Origin of the sequence: uncultured Aquimarina sp., assembly GCF_947500065.1 — a bacterium.
Taxonomy (GTDB): Bacteria; Bacteroidota; Bacteroidia; order Flavobacteriales; family Flavobacteriaceae; genus Aquimarina.
In genome coordinates, this window is the sequence record NZ_CANMQT010000004.1 from 94,041 (window position 1) to 113,733 (window position 19,693).

17 protein-coding genes are annotated in these 19,693 nt (G+C 33.3%); 9 read left to right on the forward strand and 8 right to left on the reverse strand.

The window, feature by feature from the left end; translation table 11 throughout:
• Positions 1–29 precede the first annotated feature (29 nt).
• Positions 30–1,454 carry a hypothetical protein gene (locus Q0975_RS13220; protein WP_299437383.1) on the reverse strand — a complete coding sequence of 475 codons (1,425 nt, stop codon included), beginning with the start codon at positions 1,452–1,454 and terminating at the stop codon, positions 30–32.
• Positions 1,455–1,627: 173 nt separating this feature from the next.
• On the opposite strand from Q0975_RS13220, the gene Q0975_RS13225 reads away from it, so the two are divergent.
• The 3 genes from Q0975_RS13225 to Q0975_RS13235 are packed head-to-tail and all read left to right on the forward strand — an operon-like array spanning position 1,628 to position 5,672.
• Positions 1,628–2,149 carry a sigma-70 family RNA polymerase sigma factor gene (locus Q0975_RS13225; protein WP_299437385.1) on the forward strand — a complete coding sequence of 174 codons (522 nt, stop codon included), beginning with the start codon at positions 1,628–1,630 and terminating at the stop codon, positions 2,147–2,149.
• 54 nt (positions 2,150–2,203) lie between these two features.
• Positions 2,204–3,118 (forward strand): FecR family protein, encoded by a 915-nt coding sequence (locus Q0975_RS13230; protein ID WP_299437387.1) that lies wholly within the window; start codon positions 2,204–2,206, stop codon positions 3,116–3,118.
• 4 nt (positions 3,119–3,122) lie between these two features.
• A complete protein-coding gene (locus Q0975_RS13235) occupies positions 3,123–5,672 on the forward strand; it encodes a TonB-dependent receptor (RefSeq protein WP_299437389.1) in 2,550 nt (849 codons plus the stop codon).
• A gap of 99 nt (positions 5,673–5,771) precedes the next feature.
• Here the strand turns inward: Q0975_RS13235 and Q0975_RS13240 are convergent, their stop codons facing one another.
• The 3 genes from Q0975_RS13240 to Q0975_RS13250 all read right to left on the reverse strand — a co-directional run bounded on the left by Q0975_RS13240 (position 5,772) and on the right by Q0975_RS13250 (position 7,025).
• The gene (locus tag Q0975_RS13240) at positions 5,772–6,191 is read right to left on the reverse strand and encodes a nucleoside-diphosphate kinase (protein ID WP_299437391.1); all 420 of its coding nucleotides are present in this window, start codon (positions 6,189–6,191) and stop codon (positions 5,772–5,774) included.
• A gap of 176 nt (positions 6,192–6,367) precedes the next feature.
• Positions 6,368–6,574, reverse strand: coding sequence for a hypothetical protein (locus Q0975_RS13245; protein WP_299437393.1), 207 nt, complete (start codon positions 6,572–6,574; stop codon positions 6,368–6,370).
• Positions 6,555–7,025, reverse strand: coding sequence for an alkaline phosphatase D family protein (locus Q0975_RS13250; RefSeq protein WP_299437395.1), 471 nt, complete (start codon positions 7,023–7,025; stop codon positions 6,555–6,557). Before Q0975_RS13250 ends, Q0975_RS13245 begins: the two co-directional genes overlap by 20 nt.
• A gap of 79 nt (positions 7,026–7,104) precedes the next feature.
• On the opposite strand from Q0975_RS13250, the gene Q0975_RS13255 reads away from it, so the two are divergent.
• From Q0975_RS13255 to Q0975_RS13265, 3 genes are read left to right on the forward strand one after another with little or no spacing between them, the layout of a single operon-like run.
• Positions 7,105–8,121: a DHH family phosphoesterase gene (locus Q0975_RS13255; RefSeq protein WP_299437397.1), complete on the forward strand. Its 1,017-nt coding sequence runs from the start codon at positions 7,105–7,107 to the stop codon at positions 8,119–8,121.
• A complete protein-coding gene (gldI, locus tag Q0975_RS13260; protein ID WP_299437399.1) occupies positions 8,118–8,669 on the forward strand; it encodes a gliding motility-associated peptidyl-prolyl isomerase GldI in 552 nt (183 codons plus the stop codon). The genes Q0975_RS13255 and gldI overlap by 4 nt, the downstream gene beginning before the upstream one ends.
• Positions 8,670–8,683: 14 nt before the next feature.
• A complete protein-coding gene (locus Q0975_RS13265; RefSeq protein ID WP_299437401.1) occupies positions 8,684–9,814 on the forward strand; it encodes a peptidylprolyl isomerase in 1,131 nt (376 codons plus the stop codon).
• 73 nt (positions 9,815–9,887) lie between these two features.
• Here the strand turns inward: Q0975_RS13265 and Q0975_RS13270 are convergent, their stop codons facing one another.
• On the reverse strand, positions 9,888–11,348 hold the full coding sequence (locus tag Q0975_RS13270) for an aminoacyl-histidine dipeptidase (RefSeq protein WP_299437403.1): 1,461 nt from the start codon (positions 11,346–11,348) through the stop codon (positions 9,888–9,890).
• Between the two features lie 96 nt (positions 11,349–11,444).
• On the opposite strand from Q0975_RS13270, the gene Q0975_RS13275 reads away from it, so the two are divergent.
• The 3 genes from Q0975_RS13275 to Q0975_RS13285 all read left to right on the forward strand — a co-directional run bounded on the left by Q0975_RS13275 (position 11,445) and on the right by Q0975_RS13285 (position 16,926).
• Positions 11,445–12,509, forward strand: a complete 1,065-nt coding sequence (locus Q0975_RS13275) for a DUF3810 domain-containing protein (RefSeq protein ID WP_299437405.1) — start codon at positions 11,445–11,447, stop codon at positions 12,507–12,509.
• A gap of 119 nt (positions 12,510–12,628) precedes the next feature.
• Positions 12,629–15,616, forward strand: coding sequence for an amidohydrolase family protein (locus tag Q0975_RS13280; protein WP_299437407.1), 2,988 nt, complete (start codon positions 12,629–12,631; stop codon positions 15,614–15,616).
• 17 nt (positions 15,617–15,633) lie between these two features.
• Positions 15,634–16,926, forward strand: coding sequence for an amidohydrolase family protein (locus tag Q0975_RS13285; RefSeq protein WP_299437409.1), 1,293 nt, complete (start codon positions 15,634–15,636; stop codon positions 16,924–16,926).
• Positions 16,927–16,982: 56 nt separating this feature from the next.
• Here the strand turns inward: Q0975_RS13285 and Q0975_RS13290 are convergent, their stop codons facing one another.
• From Q0975_RS13290 to Q0975_RS13300, 3 genes are all read right to left on the reverse strand, one after another.
• Complete coding sequence (locus Q0975_RS13290; protein WP_299437411.1) at positions 16,983–17,300, reverse strand: hypothetical protein; 318 nt, start codon at positions 17,298–17,300, stop codon at positions 16,983–16,985.
• Between the two features lie 120 nt (positions 17,301–17,420).
• Positions 17,421–18,542: an alanine--glyoxylate aminotransferase family protein gene (locus Q0975_RS13295; protein WP_299437413.1), complete on the reverse strand. Its 1,122-nt coding sequence runs from the start codon at positions 18,540–18,542 to the stop codon at positions 17,421–17,423.
• A 298-nt stretch (positions 18,543–18,840) separates the two neighbouring features.
• A complete protein-coding gene (locus tag Q0975_RS13300; RefSeq protein ID WP_299437414.1) occupies positions 18,841–19,647 on the reverse strand; it encodes a DUF6503 family protein in 807 nt (268 codons plus the stop codon).
• Positions 19,648–19,693: the final 46 nt, after the last annotated feature.

Genomic DNA, 19,693 nt, shown 5'->3' on the forward strand with positions numbered 1-19,693 from the left:
ATATTCAGAGTGATTCTTTTCTTATCAGTTTATCCTTGATAATCTATCTCAATACATTTCTCTAAGTTACCGCAGGTTTGTGAAACCGCTTTATAACAGATTTCATATTTTCCGGATTGATTAACGTGATCTTGAAGTCTTGCAACTCTAGGTGTAATCGGTGTAATTACAGTACCATCAATTGTCCATACTACAGAACTAGGATCTATATCTGTAATTGATAATGACGTTGCGATAGCAATCTTATCCTCATAATTAATCACATCAAAAACTGAACAATCGATACTTTGCGGTTCTGGTATAACAATGCTCGCGCAATATTCTGTTCCATTTGGACAGTCATTCGTTGCTGCTTTAATACAAACATTATAAGTTCCTGGATTATATGAACTCAAATCAAGTAGATCATCTCTATCCTGATTTTGTAAAGTTTCTGTTTCTACCAATACACCATCAACAAACCACTCATAAACATCTAATTGATCAATCCCAGGAAAATTAGCAAACATCAAAGTTCCCTCTTCAATAAATGATAAGTCAGGACAATCATCTCCACCATTATTATTATCTGTTACCTGGACTGTTGTACAAACCTCTATTCCTTGAGAACATTCATTAGAATTAAACTTCACACATACTTCATAAGATCCAAGGTTATAATCACTAAGATCCAATGTAACAATACTGCCTTGAACCTGTAAATCTTCAGCAGCTAAAAGTTGATTATTTACATACCATTTAAATAAATCAATATCCTGCGTACCACTTATTGTTGCGGTCACCACATTTCCTTCTGAAACAATTGAAAGATCTGGGCAAGATCCTTGTCCATCTCCATCTACAGTAATGTCTTCGCAATATTCAGCACTAGTACAGGTTGGACTTTCAGAAATTAAACAAATAGTATACGTACCTTCTTCTAAATCGTTAAGAGAAAATTTATTATCCCCTTGATTATTAGTGCCTTCATTTTCTATAATGACTTCATTGCCAAGAGTCTCTCCAGTAACTTGCCAAGCATAAAATTCTAGCGTATCAATACCCTCAAAATCAGCAATTAGGTAATCACCTTCTTTTGTGAATTTCAATTCCGGACAACCTTCCATATCCTCTCCAACAACTATATCCTCACAAAATTCTACACCTCCAGGACAATCAGGAGTTTCTGCTTTTATACAAATAGTATAAGTACCTACTTCATATTCAGAAATATCTAAAGTATTGTCACGCTGATCTTCTAAACTCTCGGTTTCTACCAATTGGTCGTTTACAAACCATTCGTATACATCTAAACTATTTATTTCTTCAAAATTAGCAATTAGTTTCCCACCATCTCTTTCAAAAGATAATTCAGGGCATTCTGAGGTTGGATCGTTTTCATCATTTTCTTCACAAGAAGTGAATGCAACTATAAGCCCAAGCATAAGTAGGCAAAGGATTCTAAGATTTTTCATTTTAATTTTTTAATTAAAGATTAAGTAAAAACTCAATTGAGATGTTTGTGTGTTATAACAATAATAAAACGATAAGGAACACGCCTACCCCACCCCTCATTTATCTTTTTTTTGCAATTTCTTTTTTTTGATACCAGAAAAAAATCTAGTTTTGACGTCTAATGAATCCCCAAATGTCTGATAGTAAAAACTCTACTTGTGACGAACAAGTCTTTGATCAATTTTTCAAAAGTCATGCTAAACTTTTGAGAAGTTATCTATATTATAAATTTGGGGATCTTGATCAGGCAGAAGATATTGTGCAGGACTCCTTCATTAAACTATGGAATAATTGTTCAAAGGTATCCATAGATAAGGCAAAAAGCTATGTCTATACAATCGCTACTAATCTAGGAATTAGTATAGCGCGCCATCAACAAGTAAAGTTTAAGCACCAAAAATACATTACACAACGAAAAAGTGATGTTACCAATGAATCTCCTGAATTCGTCATGCTAGAAAAAGAATACATGGAGAAGCTAAAAAATGCTATAGCAGATTTACCGAATAGACAGAGAGAAGTTTTTCTTTTGAGTAGAATTGATAAAAAAACATATAGAGAAATTGCCGAGTTATCGAATGTATCGGTAAAAGCAATAGAGAAATTAATGCATAAAGCTTTAGTGACTTTAAGAAAAAAAATCGGAAATATTTAAAACAGAGGTAGGGTAACACCAAACTTAAACGTTTCTATTATATATAAGCAGATTATGTTTGACAATAAAAAAGATGATATATTCTTATCCAGATGGGTTAATGGAGATCTTTCTCCAGAGGAACTTAGTGAGTTCCAATCGCATCCGGAATACGAATATTATATGAAGATTTTAGCTGGTGCTGATACTTTGGATCTGGCGGAGTATGATGTAGATGCTGCTTTACGTAACATAAAATCAAATAAACAAACTTCTTATAAGAAGAACACAAAACCGGTTATTAAAATTTGGCCTTATTTAGCTGTAGCAGCTTCGGTTGCGGTTATATTTGGATTATTCTTATTCAATTCTAATGACTCATTTGCAACTTCTTATGGCGAACAACTAGCAGTAACCTTGCCAGATGGTTCTGAAATGATATTAAATGCTAAGTCTGAAGCAAGTTTTGATGAAAAAAATTGGAAAACAAACAGAACCGTTTCACTAAACGGCGAAGCCTATTTTAAAGTAAAAAAGGGAAGTAAATTTACAGTTACTACTAAAAACGGAGATGTTTCCGTATTAGGAACTGAATTTAACGTACAATCACAAGCTTCATTTTTCGAAGCAGTTTGCTATGAAGGCAAGGTACGTGTTACAAGCAACCAAGATAATACAATTCTTACAGCTGGAAAAGCTTACAGAAACATTACAAACACGGCCCCTGAACATTGGACGCTTGTAGCGCAAGAACCTTCCTGGATTACTAACACAAGTTCGTTTAGAAGTATTCCTCTACACTATGTTTTCAAAGAATTAGAGGATCAATACAATATCACTATCAATACAAAGAATATAGATACAGATATAATTTATACTGGAACTTTCCCTAATAATAACATAAATGTTGCTCTTAAAACAGTTTTTAGTACCTTAGGTTTGCAATACCAGCTATTGCAAAACGGTAAGACCGTGGTAGTAGAAAATTAAAAGAATGAAGAGACTTTTATGTGTATGCATACTTTTGTGGAGTACATCTGTTTTTTCACAGGAAAAAGCAACTATAATTGATGCGAAAAACTACCCTTTATCGCAAGTAATCCCTTCTTTAGAAAAACAATTCAATGTAAAATTCTCATACATTGATGCAACTATTATTAATAAATCTGTTTCAATACAAACCAATGCTGATACAAGCATAGAGGATGTTATTAAGAGCTTGCAATTACAATCAAAATTAAAATTCGAAATTACAGGAGAAAATTTCATCACTATTAGAAAGTATTCTCAGAATGATAGTGTTACCATCTGTGGTTATATTTATAATGAAAATTCTGAGCCGTTAGAAAAAATTAGAGTATTCTTTAAAGCTTCTAGAACTAACATAACTACCAATGAGAAAGGGTATTTTGAAAACACAGATATTCCTTTTAATTCCGCGATTTTAATAAGTGCGCCAGGATTTAGACAGAAAGTATTAAACTCTTCTGAATTTCTTACTAATGAATGCATTAATATCTATCTCACCAATACCATAGAAGCGCTGGACGAAGTCGTTATTCAAGAATACCTTACCAAGGGAATTACTCAAAATAAAAAAGTAGTAAATATTAACCTAAAGGACATTGAGATATTGCCTGGTCTTACGGAACCGGATATATTGCAGAGTATTCAATTGACGCCAGGTGTTAATAGTCCATTCGAAACCGCATCAGGTTTATATGTACGTGGTAGTGCTCCTAATCAAAACTTAGTGCTTTGGAATGGCATCAAAACATACCATCAAGGGCATTTTTTTGGTATGTTATCTGCTTTTAATCCATATGTTGTAAAAGAAGTAGATTTTTCTAAAAGTGGAGTTAGCGCCCAATATGGAGATAGAATCTCCGGAGTAATTGATATCAAAACTGAAAATGAGGTTGTTAACCGTTTTACCGGAGGAGCAGGGTTTAATATGATCAATGCGGATGCAGTTGTTCATGCACCGATTATAAAAGATAAAGTATCATTACAACTATCCGGAAGACGTTCATATACGGACGTTCTAGAAACATTTACCTATAAACAATTTGCTGATCGTGTTTTTCAGAATACTACCATCGCGGAAACAAACCCACTTAATGAAGTTAAAAATGATTTTTTCTATGCAGACTATAATGCCAACCTGATTGCTAAAGTGTCGGATTTTGACAAAATTGAAGTAAATGCACTTTACAGTAAAAATGATCTTGATTTTAGAAGAAGTGATGATCTTATGTCTTTTAATGATGATTTAGCAACAGAAAATGAAGGGTATAACATAAGCTGGAAGCACAGCTGGAGTGATCGTTTTAACGTTCGTACTAGTGGATATTACACAAGCTATTTGCTGAATTATCAATTCATCACCGGAGCATCTGGAATAACAACTGAAACTGAAAGCAAAAAGAATAGTGTAAAAGATTTTGGTGCTGCTATAGATGCTAATTACTCTCTATCTGATTATCATAAAATTCTTGGTGGATATCAATTTTCGAATAATACTATCAAGTATGCATTTGTAACTACTACGCCTAGCTATGAATTAGTTTTGGATCAAGATGATCGTTTTCTAAATACACATGCAGTTTATGGTGAATATAAATATGAAACCCCTAAAAACTTTTATCTCTCTGCAGGACTGCGCTTAAATCATTATACCGAATTAGATAAAACATTTATAGAACCCAGAGTTTTTATACAGAAAAACTTATCTAAATATTGGGAAGTAAACGCTACAGGTGAATATCGTAGCCAGGCTGTCAGCCAGATTAGAGAATCCGTAGTTAGTGATCTATCCTTAGAAAATCAAGTTTGGACGCTATCAAACAAAGAGCAGTTCCCTGTGATTACTAGTTATCAGTTTACGCTAGGAAGTAGTTTTAAGAAAAACAAATGGTATTTTGATGTAGATACATATTACAAACAAATAGATGATATCACTTCGCTAACGGCAGGTTTCATCAATCCAATTGATAATACCTATCATAACGGAGAAAGTAGCGTCTACGGCATTGATTTTTTTCTAAAAAAGCGTTTCAAAAACTATAAGACCTGGGTAAGTTATTCATATATCAATACTCGAAATAAATTTGAGGATATCAATAATAATGAATCTTTTCCTGGTAATTGGAACATTGAACACACGGTAAAATGGTCTCACTTTTATAAGATCAATAATTTTCAATTTTCCTTAGGTTGGCTCTGGCATACTGGCAAAGCTTTTACCAATGTTGCTGGAGTTGATGAAAGTGGGAATCTGGTATTACTAGATTTTGGAGAAATCAATGGTACGAATCTACCTATATATCACAGATTAGATTTTTCTGCAATTTATGATTTCAAAATAAGGTCTAATCCATATATCAAATATCGAATAGGACTTTCTGTATTGAACCTTTATGATCGAGAAAACATATTAAATCGAGAGTTTAGAACTACCAATTCACTAGACAATCGATTTATTAACTCAGATATTTTTGCTTTGGGGATTACTCCTAACCTAAGTTTTAGGGTGCTTTGGTAGTATTGCTTCTGATAAAAAAATCTAATTGAAAGTCATAAAAAAAACCATCTCGAATCATCAAGATGGTTTTTGAACACTATATAAAATATAACTTTTTTACTAGAATTGCTCTCTTCCTGAGAAATGGAAAGTGCCTTCTATAGCAGCATTATCATCACTATCACTACCATGTACCGCATTTTCGCTAATTGAAGTAGCAAACTTCTTACGAATAGTTCCTTCTGCAGCGTCTTCAGGATTCGTAGCACCGATTAAGGTTCTAAAATCTTCTACAGCATTTTCTTTTTCAAGAATAGCCGCCACGATTGGACCACTAGTCATATATTCTACTAATTCTCCATAAAAAGGACGCTCGCTATGTACAGCATAAAAAGCTTTAGCATCATCAGTAGTTAACTGTGTTAATTTCATTGCTACAATTCTAAAACCTGAAGCAGTGATTTGCTCAAGGATCGCTCCGATGTATCCTTTTCTTACCGCATCCGGCTTAAGCATGGTAAAAGTTCTATTTGTTGCCATTTTAAAAATTTGTTTTTTATCCTATTTCCTAACAATAGGAAATTCTATTCTTTTAATATTTTTTTTTGACCACAAAAGCCAAATGCAAAATTTTGTGCAAAAGTATAGATAAAAGCATCAAAAACAAGAAATTTCCTCATAAAGTACTGCCTTTTATAAAATCAGGTCAAAAAATTCTAATTTTTAGGATATTGTTGTATAAATTCCTGTAAAATTCTATTGTTTTCTCCTCTCATCTGCATAATTACCTTTTGTTTATCAAAATCAAATTTTAAAATCCCAAAACTAGGAATAAAAACTACCTCTCCTACTCTATTTTTATTAGGCTCTCCGTTATATTTGGTATATGCATGGGTTAATCCACTAGATGTAAAATCTACCAATGGATATGAAAATCCAGGTAAATTTATTTTTAAAAATAGGATCATCTTTCGGTACTCCGAGAAAATCATAAAACAACTGTTGGCTTTCTCTTTTCATTTTCCATTCTACTCCTGCATCACTTTTACCATAATCATGATCATCCCAGGTAGCAAGAATAAGAACAGTATTTTTTAATTTTTGATAATCTGTATTATTATTCTGAATTTTATAGTCATTCTCAATTTTAGCCATATCGTCAGAATCACCATAGATATTATCGCCTCCCCAGATAAAAACGTTTGGTTGGTTTTTTTTTAGAATCTCAGCCCAAAAAGGTTGTGGATTATCTTGTTTGTTGCAACTTCCAAAAGCAATCGTAAAATCCGAAGTTTCGTTTTGTACTATGTCTTGACAAAAAGCACAATGAATTGTAAAAAATAGTACTAAAAGTATACTGCTAAGAGTTTTCATTTTGATTGAAATTAGAACTCAATAAAATTAAGAATTCCTTTATTATCATATTATTAATAAATAGTATATTCGCTGATCTATGAATACGAGTGAGATTAAAGAAATAAAAGGACTTTTAAGTTCCCCAAAAAAAATTGTAATTATTCCTCATAAAAATCCTGATGGAGATGCTATTGGGTCTACTTTAGCATTATATCATTATCTAACTGGATTAGGACATGATGCTACGGTTATTACGCCTAATGACTACCCTCGTTTTTTAAAATGGATTCCTGGAGAGAATACCGTTTTAAAATATGATGCTGATACTGAGTTAGCAGTTACTAAAATCAGGGAAGCAGATATTATTTTTACTCTAGATTTTAATCATTTTTCCAGAACTGGAAATATGGAAAGTCTATTAGAAAATACAGATACTACCTATATTATGATTGATCATCATCAGCAACCAGATGATTATGCTACATATACCTATAGTGATGTTGGCATGAGCTCTACTTGCCAAATGATTTATCATTTTATAGAAAAATTAGATGACTTGGATAAGGTCACTGCGGATATAGCAACATGTATTTATGTTGGTATTATGACAGACACAGGTTCTTTTAGATTTAGATCTACAACAAGTACTACTCATAGTGTAATTGCTGATTTAATTGATCGCGGTGCGAACAATACCGCAATCCATGAAAACATATATGATAATAACTCTTATTCTAGATTACAACTACAAGGAGTAGCTCTCAAAAATTTAAAGATAATTCCAGAATATAAAACCGCTTATATAACGTTATCACAAAAAGAATTAGATGACCATAATTTCAAGAAAGGTGATACGGAAGCTTTTGTTAATATGGGTTTATCTGTTGAAGGAATAGTTTTTGCCTTGATTTTTATCGAAAATAAAGGTGAAAACATTATAAAGATTTCTTTACGATCTAAAGGTGATTTTTCTGTTAATGAATTCTCTCGAAATCACTTTGAAGGAGGCGGTCATCATAATGCTGCAGGTGGAAAAAGCAATCTTTCTCTTACTGAAACCATTGAGAAATTTATTAGTATCTTACCTTCCTATAAAAATGCCCTAAATCCATGAGACATTTTCTTCTATCATTAAGTCTTTTAGCATTATTTTTCTCCTGTAAAGCGCCTGAAGCAAGGAAACCTGTAAGTATCTCATCTGGATCGTTTATTAGCGAATCTATAAACAGAAATAAGGAACTTAGCGCTAGAGAAGAAACTAGAATCCAAAAGATTATCAAAGAAGATTCTTTAAATAATTATATTACATCAGATGGTGGATTCTGGTATTATTATGAGAAAAAAGATACTATTTCTACTATTACGCCAAAGTTTGGAGATGTTGTAAATTTCAATTATAACATAAAAGATCTAAACAATGTAATTATATACAATCGAAAAGAGTTAGATACTGTAAACTATGCGATTGACCAAGAAGATTTATTTTTTGGACTGAGAGAAGGATTGAAACTGATGAAAGAAGGAGAAATCGTAACATTTTTATTCCCTTCATATCAAGCTTACGGTTATTATGGAGATGATAATAAGATTGGAACAAATATTCCGTTAATATCAAGAGTAACACTCAATAAAATTACCAAACAATCAACAAAAGAAAATTAAATTTTAACAAAAAAATGAAAAAACTAAATCTTTTATTTTTAGCTCTTATTGCTATAACCTTTAGTAATTGTGAAGAAAAATATCCCGAGCTCGCGGATGGTGTATATGCAGAAATCATTACCAATAAAGGAACTACCGTTGCCAAGTTATATCATGAAGCAACACCGCTAACAGTTGCTAATTTTGTTTCTCTGGCAGAAGGAACCAACACCTTAGTAGATAGTTTATATCAAGGAAAAAAATACTATGACGGTATTATATTCCATAGAATAATTAAAGATTTTATGATCCAGACGGGAGATCCTTTAGGAACAGGGACTGGTGATCCAGGTTATAAATTTCCTGATGAATTTGTAGACTCATTGGGCCATAAGTCTAAAGGAATCTTATCTATGGCTAATTCAGGTCCTGCTACTAACGGAAGTCAGTTTTTCATCACACTAAAAGAAACTCCATGGTTAAACGGAAAGCATACTGTATTTGGTGAAATCGTTTTTGGACAAGATATCGTAGATAGTATTGGAGTTGTTGAAACCAAAAAACCTGGCGACAAACCAGTTTCTGAAGTAAGAATGGAACAAGTAAATATTATCAGAAAAGGTAAGAGCGCTAAAGCTTTTGATGCTAAAGTAGTTTTTGAGGGTCAGTTAAAAGCCTTAGAAGAAGAAAAATTAGAGCAAGAACGTCTTAATAAAGAAAGAAACGCTAAAGTTGCGGCTAAGCATGCAGAATTAAAAGAAAAAGTAACTACACTAGAAAGTGGCTTAGGAATTTATTATGTAAACAAAGGAGATGGTGAACAACCAAAGCTTGGTCAGATCGTTCAAGTCAATTATGAAGGATACTTTGTTGATGGAAAATTATTCGATACAAATGTTGAAGAAAAAGCTAAGGAAACGGGAACATGGGATCATCGTCGTGCAAGTCACCCTAAGGGATATGTTCCTTTAGAAATGCCTTATTCTCCGGATGCTCAAATGATTCCAGGTTTTAGAGAAGGTGTACAGAATATGAAAGTTGGTGATAAAACTGTAATTTTCATTCCTCCTCATTTAGGATATCCAAATGGAAGAGGTCAAATACCTGCTAATGCAGACTTAATCTTTGAACTAGAATTAGTCGGAATACAAGGAGAAAAAAAGTAATACTAAATAACTTATAAAAAAGGCATCTTATTTAAAATAAGATGCCTTTTGTTTTTACAATAAATACTAAAAATTATTTCACAGGAATATTTTGTAGAATTTCCTTTACAAAACCCCAATATTTCTTAGCTGAAGAAATACTTGCTCTCTCATCTGGAGAATGTGCTCCTAAAATAGTTGGACCAAAGGATATCATATCCATATTAGGATAATTTTGACCTAAGATACCACATTCTAATCCAGCGTGACAAGCTGCTACATGAGCTTTTTCTCCATTAATTTTTTGATACAACTCGTCTAACACCTTTAATATTGAAGAATTCATATTCGGTGCCCAACCGGGATAATCTCCATCCGTCGTAACCTCACATCCTATCAATTCAAAAGTTGCTCTAAGTTTATTTACTAAATCCAATTTTGTTGACTCCACACTACTTCTAGTCAAACATTCGATCTTAATAGTACCACCACCAATTGTTACTTTGGCTATATTATTAGAAGTTTCTACCAAATCAGAGATAGATAAACTCATTATATATACCCCATTATGAGCTGCATACAAAGATTTTAGGAGACCTTCCTGAACTCCTAGTTCCATAACACTACTTGGTAAATCAATCTGCTTTAATTCGATTGATAAATTGGGATCTACCGAAGAAAGTTCGTTTTTAATAGTTGAAACTAACTCTCCTATTTCAAACTCGAAAGCTTCGGAATGTATTGTATCCACTACGATTGTTGCAAAACTTTCTCTTGGGATAGCGTTTCGCAAGCTTCCTCCTTTGATTTCGTGGATTCTAAGTCCAAAATTTTCAAAACCATCAAACAACAACCTATTCATAATTTTATTAGCGTTACCTAATCCTTTATGAATATCCATTCCAGAATGTCCTCCATTTAGCCCAGTTACAGAAATAGTATATGCTGATTTCCCTTCCTCTATCTCTTCTTCTTCATAAGCTCTTTCTGCAGTCACATCTACTCCTCCTGCACATCCTACACCTATTTCATCGTCTTCCTCTGTATCTAAGTTTAATAAAATATCTCCTTGTAGCCAATTCGGTTTTAATCCCATTGCTCCGGTCATTCCAGTTTCTTCATCAATAGTAAATAAAGCTTCTATTGCTGGATGAGAAATTTCGTTAGACTCCAGAATAGCCATAATAGTCGCTACACCTAACCCATTATCTGCCCCCAAAGTAGTTCCTCTCGCTCTTACCCAATCACCATCAACATACATTTCGATTCCTTGCGTATCAAAATCAAAGACAGTATCTGCATTTTTTTGATGAACCATATCTAAATGAGATTGCATAACTACAGTTTTTCGATTCTCCATACCTGCCGTAGCTGGCTTTTTAATCAAAACATTACCTACTTCATCTATTTCTACTGGTAATCCTAATGAATTTCCAAAATCTTTCATAAAAGCGATTACACGTTCTTCTTTTTTCGAAGGTCTAGGAACAGCATTAAGATCTGCAAATTTATTCCAAAGTTCTTTGGGCTCTAGGTTTCTTATTTCCGAATTCATATGTCTCGTATGTTTTTGGCAAATGTACATTATGAAAATCTTAATTCAAATGATATATTAAATGTTGTAGATTTACATACTATTATATTTTATTTCATGCAATCCAAAACAAAATTATACCTTACTATTCTATTACCATTACAGATCTTAATTATTAAAATTCTTTCTTTCTTTCCTGAATTTGTTGATCGATTTTATAGTAATGGTTTGTTTGTATATACTTCTAAAGCATTACGATATGCGTTTGGTTGGATTCCTTTTTCTTTCGGAGACATCGGTTATAGTATTTTGATTGTACTCCTAGTCCGTTTTTTATTCAAAAAAGTATTTCGAAAAAAAGTAGCGTGGAAATCTGTATTGCTAGACGTTGGTGCTACTTTATCCATTGTTTACGCATGCTTCCATCTTTTATGGGGAATTAATTATTATAGATTGCCAATGCATGAAATATTAAAGATTAATGATCAATATACTGAAGCTGAACTTGTATTGGTTTCAGAAAAATTAATTGATAAGGCTAATACCATCCATGCCAATTTAGAATCTAACGATACGTTGTCTATAGTAATGCCTTATAGTAAAGAAGAAATATTTGAAAAAACCATCCCTGCTTATCAGCAACTTAACCATATCTTTCCCACTATTAATTATTATCCAAAAAGTATTAAAAAATCTCTATTAAGTGTACCACTGACATATATGGGATTTAGTGGCTATCTTAATCCAATTACTAATGAAGCTCAGATTAATGGATTAATAATTAATTACAAAGCGCCAACCACCAGCTGTCACGAGGAAGCACATCAGTTAGGTTTTGCTAAAGAAAATGAAGCTAATTTTATAGCAGCTCTAACTACTATGAATTATGACGACGCTTATTTTAATTATAGTGGAACCACCTTTGCTCTAAAATTCTGTTTAAATGACCTGTACCTTAGAGATGAACAAAAAGCACTGTGTTTGATAGAGAAACTAAGACCAGGAATTCGAAAAAACTATCGAGAAGTTAATGAGTTCTGGATGCGCTATCAAAATCCATTAGAGCCTATTTTTAAAAGTTCATACGACACCTATCTAAAAGCAAACAACCAACCCAAAGGCATGGAAACCTACAGTTACGTAGTTGCCTTATTAGTAAACTATTATAAAGATAAATTATAGATCTTTAAAATTACTTTGATTTAGAACTCACTTATCAGTTGTTAAAAAATTACTAATTTTTAAGGTCTTTCTATAGCAACAGTTATCTTTAAAACCAATTCATCTTTACACTAACTCTTATGAAAAAACTATTATTATCGCTCTTAGCGATATTTATGGGACTTAATCTTTACGCTCAAGAATATTTTCCAAAAAATGATGGCGTAAAAACGTCCAACTCTAATTATACTGTTTTCACGAATGCTATAATCCATACTTCTCCAGAAACAGAAATCAAGAACGGTACGTTAATTATTCAAAAAGGAAAAATTACACAAGTAGGAACTTCTCTTACAATCCCAAAAAATAGCGTGGTAATTAATTTAAAAGGAAAACATATTTACCCTTCTTTTATTGACCCTTACACAAATTTTGGTATCAAAAAGCCTAAAAGAGAAGGAAATCCTTTTGGAGGAAACCCTCAGTATGATGCTTCGAGAGAAGGTTACTATTGGAATGATCATATTCGTCCGGAAACAAATCCTCTTAAAGATTTCACATATGATAATAAGAAGGCTGATGAATTTATCAAAGAAGGGTTTGGAGCATTAAACACACACATGCCAGATGGAATCATCAGAGGAATTGGTATGCTCGTTGCCCTAAATAATGATGGAACAGAAGGTGAACGATTGCTTAGCGAAGCGTCATCTCAACTACTTTCTTTTTCTAAAAGTGCAAAAAGCAAACAATTATACCCAACTTCTCTAATGGGATCTATGGCACTATTAAGACAGACGTATAACGATGCTAGCTGGTATGCCAAAGGAAATATGGACAATAAAGATCTATCATTAGAAGCATTAAATAGAAATAAAAATCTACCACAAATTTTTGAAGCTGGAAGCAGAATTAATGGTTTTAGAGCTGACAAAGTAGGTGATGAATTTAATATCCAATACATAATTGTTGGTGGTGGAGATGAATATGCTAGAATTGATAAAGTAAAAGCTACCAATGCCAAATATATTCTTCCCCTTGATTTTCCTGATGCATATGATGTATCAGACCCATATATGTCCAACTTAGTAAGTTTAGGTGATATGCGTCACTGGAATCAAGCTCCAACGAATCCATCTGTCCTTGATAAAAACAACATACAATTTTCCTTGACTACACATAAATTAAAAAAAATAGGAGATCTTAAAACCAGAATAGAAAAGGCAATAGCACACGGGTTGGATAAAAAAACTGCCTTAGCTTCTTTAACTACAGTTCCTGCTCAAATTCTTGGCAAAAGTGATGTACTTGGTATTATAAAGAAAGGTGCCTATGCCAACTTTCTGATTACTAATAGTGAAATGTTTTCAAAAGATAACATCATTTATGAAAACTGGGTACAAGGTCATAAAAATGTTGTTACCGATATGAATGTGACTGATATCAATGGATCATATGACCTTACTCTTGCAGGTAAAACTTATGACGTATCAATATCCGGAAAACCATCAAAGCCAAAAGCAGAAGTAAAACTTGGAGAAACCAAACTTGGAAGTAAAATCACTTATAAAGATGATTGGTTATCCATAACCTTTACCGATGCTGACACTACAAAAACACAGTATACCAGAATCGTTACCGCAATCAATAAAAATCCAAAATTTTTAACAGGAAAAGCAATTCTTCCTAACGGTGCCGAAACAACTTTCACAGCAAAACAAAAGCCTAAAGAAGATACTGAAGAAGATAAAAAGAAATCTGAGGATAAAGAAGAAGCACCGAAAGTACTTCCAGTTACCTATCCAAATATAGCCTATGGAACTAGTAAACTTCCAACATCCCAAAATCTATTGTTTAAAAACGCTACGGTGTGGACAAACGAATCTGATGGAATTCTAAAGGAGACTGACGTATTAGTGAAAGATGGAAAAATTGCTGCCATCGGTAAAAACCTTAACTCCGGAAATGCAAAAGTTATTGACGCAACCGGAAAACATCTTACAAGTGGTATAATTGATGAACACTCCCATATAGCTGCAGCTGCTATAAACGAAGCTGGCCACAATTCTACCGCCGAAGTGACAATAGAAGACGTTGTTTCTCCAGATGATATAAATATGTATCGCAATCTAGCTGGTGGAGTAACTTCTATACAAATCCTTCACGGTTCTGCTAACCCAATTGGCGGAAGATCGGCAATTCTAAAATTAAAATGGGGAGAAAGTGCAGAAAACCTAATTTACAAGAATTCTCCAAAATTCATCAAATTTGCTTTAGGAGAAAACGTAAAACAAAGTAATTGGGGTGATAGAGAAAGAGTACGTTTCCCTCAGACTCGTATGGGAGTAGAACAACTCTATATCGATTATTTCACACGTGCTAAGGAATATGAGCAACTAAAAAATAGCGGAAAACCATATCGCAAGGATATAGAAATGGAAACTCTTGTAGAAATCCTTAATGGTAAACGTTATATCAGTTGTCATTCTTATGTACAAAGTGAGATTAATATGTTAATGAAAGTTGCAGAGAAGTTCAATTTCAGAATAAATACATTCACTCATATTTTAGAAGGTTATAAAGTTGCCGATAAAATGGCCGCACATGGTGTTGGAGGATCCACGTTCTCTGACTGGTGGGCATATAAGTATGAGGTAAATGATGCTATTCCTTATAATGCTACAATTATGCACAATCAAGGAGTTACAGTAGCTATTAATAGCGATGATGGTGAAATGTCCAGAAGATTAAACCAAGAAGCTGCAAAGTCTGTAAAATACGGAGGAGTAAGTGAAGAAGACGCCTGGAAATTCGTAACATTAAATCCTGCAAAACTTTTACACATTGATGATCGCGTAGGAAGTATCAAAATTGGTAAAGATGCCGATATAGTATTGTGGACTGATCATCCATTATCTATTTACGCAAAAGCTGAAAAAACAATTATTGAAGGAGCTGTATATTTTGATCTTGAAAAAGACAAAGCAATGAGAAAAACTATTGCACAAGAAAAAAATCAGCTTTCTACTATGTTACTAAAGGCTAAAAACAATGGTTTAAAAACACAACCGCCTAAGAAAAAAGAAAAACAAGAATTTCATTGTGAGACTTTAGAAACTATCCACTAAAATTAATGAATCAAGACATGAAAAACATATCATATATAGTGTTGTTACTACTATTTTCATTTGGAAATATAACAGCACAGCAAACCCCTGCTAAAGCTCAAAATGAGGCTATTACAATTACAGGTGCAACAGCACACATAGGTAACGGTGATGTGATAGAAAACAGTATTATTATTTTTGAAAACGGAAAAATAACCAATATTGGTGCTAATGGAAGCGCTACGACAAAAGGAAAGGTAATTGATGCATCAGGCAAACACATATATCCTGGATTCATAGCACCTAATACGACTTTAGGACTTGTAGAGATTGGAGCAGTAAGGGCTACCGATGATGACAGTGAAATAGGTGGTTTCAACCCTCATATCCGAAGTATTGTTGCTTATAATGCAGAAAGTAAAATTGTAGAAAGCATGAGGCCTAATGGAGTTTTAATCGCTCAAACTACACCTCGCGGTGGATGGATTTCAGGAACTTCTTCTATTGTACAATTAGATGCCTGGAATTGGGAAGATGCTGCGCTAAAAACGGATGATGGAATTCATCTGAATTGGCCAAGTCCTTTTACAAGAGGAAGATGGTGGTTGGGTGAAGATCCAGGTTTTAAACCAAATAAGAAATACAAAGAACAAGTTACAGAAATCAATGATTATCTGTATCAAGCAAAAGCGACTATTAAATCAAGCTCGGGTAAAAAACACTTGCCTCATTTGGCAATGGCTAAAATCTTTGATGGTTCTCAAACATTGTTCATCCATGTTAGCCCTGAAAAAGCAATTCTAGATGTTCTTAGTTTTGTCAAAGAACATGGAATGCAAAAAGTAGTATTGGTACATGCAGACGAAGCATACAAAGTTGCTAATCAGTTAAAACAACAAAATATTCCTGTATTACTAACTAGAACTCATTCTACACCAAATTATGAAGATGATGATTATGATTTACCATACAAAAATGCAAAAACACTAATGGATGCTGGTGTATTGGTAGGGTTAGAAAATAGTGGTCAAATGGAACGCGCTAATGCTCGTAATCTTCCTTTTCAGGCTGGAACAGTTGCTGCCCATGGATTGGATAAAGAAAAGGCTTTGCAATTAATCACTGGGAATACTGCAAAAATACTAGGCATTGATGCTATGGTAGGTACACTAGAAGTAGGAAAAGATGCTACCTTATTTATTAGTATCGGTGATGCTTTGGATATGCGAACCAATCAATTAGAAAAAGTTTTTATCCAAGGTCGTGATATCAGTTTAGAAAGTCATCAAACTAGACTCTGGAAACGATACAGTAATAAATACAGTAAATAATTGAATTTATAATATATGTAAAAAGAGGCGCTTTAATCAAAGCGCCTCTTTTTTGTTTAAATTCCTAGTTTCACCATTTGGTGCTCGCTTTTATACTTAAGCGCCACTGTAACTCGAACTGATTCATATATTTCATCTCCTCCTTTGGATCTCCAAACCGCTTTAACTCCTTCCTTTATCAACCAGGAAAATGAAGGTGTATAGGTAGGTCTAGGAACTAAATGCATAGCATTAGAAGCTTCTAATGCTTCAGCATAGATTTCTGCTGCTAAATCTCCTAAATCATCAGTTACATCGTACTCTGAAATTGTATTATTAGGATAAAAAAAGTTTAAGATTTCTACGACCATTTGGTCATCGTGTAATTTACTCATCGAATAAGGTTTTAAGAGATTAAAAAAAGATTAGCTATTTTGTGTATACAAATTTCGCAAATTTTAACTCCATATCACCCCCCGTTTTCAGTGAAATTCAACTCCCTATTTTTGAGTACATTAACTTTTAAATTCCTTCATATCCTGAAGAGCACTAACTAACATATTGACATGATTTAGTGTACAACTTTCGCCCATTATACCTATACGCCATATCTTACCTGCAAAGTCACCTAATCCTCCTCCAACTTCGATATTATAATCATTCAATAATCTTTTTCTTAGTAACGTTTCGTCATTTCCTTCAGGTAGAAAAACAGCATTTAAATTAGGTAATCGATATTGTTCTTCTACCAAATATCTAAACCCTAAATTTTCCAATTTAGTTTTCAAAACTTGATGAACATTTTGATGTCTCTTCCATCTATTTTCTAATCCTTCTTCTAAAACAATTCTAAGAGATTCCCTTAACGCATATACAGAAGAAACCGGTGCAGTATGATGATATGCTCGTTTAGCACCTCCCCAATAATTTTTCACTAAACTTAAATCTAGAAACCAGCTTTGCACTTTCGTTTTTCTATTTTCCAAAGCTTTTAATGCGTTGTCAGAAAAACTAACTGGAGACAATCCTGGAGGTGCACTTAAATTTTTCTGTGTACCTGTATATATAGCATCTATATTCCAATCATCTACTCTTAGTTCCATTCCACAATACGAAGTTACCGCATCCACCATTAGCAATCCACCTGCATTATGCACCAAGTCGCTTATTTCCTTTAGTGGCTGTAATGCTCCTGTAGATGTTTCAGCGTGAACAAGTGCTACTAATTTTGGCTTCTTACATACATCTAATACTTTTTTAATATCTTCTGGACTGATTACAGTTCCCCAATCCACCTTTACTTTATGAACTTTGGCTCCACATCTTTCTGCGATATCAGCCATTCTACCTCCAAACACTCCATTAATACAAATGATAGCTTCATCTCCTGGTTCCAATAAATTAACCAGACAGGTTTCCATACCAGCACTTCCTGGAGCAGAAACAACAAATGTCATATTGTTTTGAGTCATAAAGGTATCCTGTACCATTGTTTTGACTTCATCCATAATGGTTACGAATTCCGGATCTAAGTGCCCTATTAAGGGTGTGGACATTGCTTTAAGTACTCTAGGATGTGCATCTGATGGTCCTGGCCCCATCAATATCCTATTACTCGTAGTAAGTTCTGTATACATAAAATTAGTTTTTGCGTGTGTTACTATATCGTTTTCGTAAATAGAATTAGATATAGGACATAAAATTAGCTAATTCTAAAAATGTACTTAAACATCAATTTTTACCTCCTTGTTAAAAAATCAATGCAAAATGATTATTTAGCAATATAAAAGATAAATGAAACCCAAAAATTACCACATTCTAAAAATGATATGATAATTTTTACGAAAAAAAGTTTTTGATTTACAAAAAAGAACCCCATTACTAATAGCAATAGGGTTCCATTAAATAATTTTCCTTTTTCGATATTGATACTTCTTACATAGTATCTTCTTTCTCTTCTTTTGGTTTTCTAAATAAAGAAAGATCTAATTTTTCCGAACTTGCACTCGCATTTACAAAATTCCTTTCACTTCTAACATCGCCTACTACACTTTCTTTATATTCTCTCCATTTTAACGTTTCTGGAAGTAATAAACCATCTACATCACTCCAATCCGTATATTCTATCAAACTTATTTTTTCACTACTTTCTTTGCTAAAAAATGTTACTGTATATCCCAAATACTTCATTTTGTGAGAATCCGCATCGTAGTACAAGAAATAATTATCTTTTGGCGAATCACCAACTCCATCTCCATAAGATACTTTATAACCAGGATACAAGGTATCACCTACTTGAAGATCATCTACTTTTTCATAAGAAATACCTTCATCCCCCAATACAAAAGGCATTGCATAAAAATAAAACATTAGGTTATGATAAAAACGAGGGTTCCCTTTAAAATGGGTAGAATCTTGTATAATCCAAGCTTCTTCTCCGTCAAAACCAATTACAAATTTATCAGTTTCTATACGAGCATGCCGAGTCTTAAGATCAGTAGTATGCTTTTCATTACCTTCTGGATTGGCAAGCTCAAAAACAAGTGTATTTTGTTGATCAAAAGTTTGTATTCCTCCGTGAGCAGTAAATACCGCAGCTATATCCGCAGGAAAATCTTTAGAACGATCCGGAATCGTTTCTTCTACTGGTGCCTCACTTACAATTTCTTTTTCGGCCTTTGAAACTTCCTTGCAAGAAATTATAGTACTAATTGCAATAAGTAGTAATGATATTTTTTTCATTTTAGAGTTAAGGTTATTGTTTAAGTATACAATAGTCGTATCATAT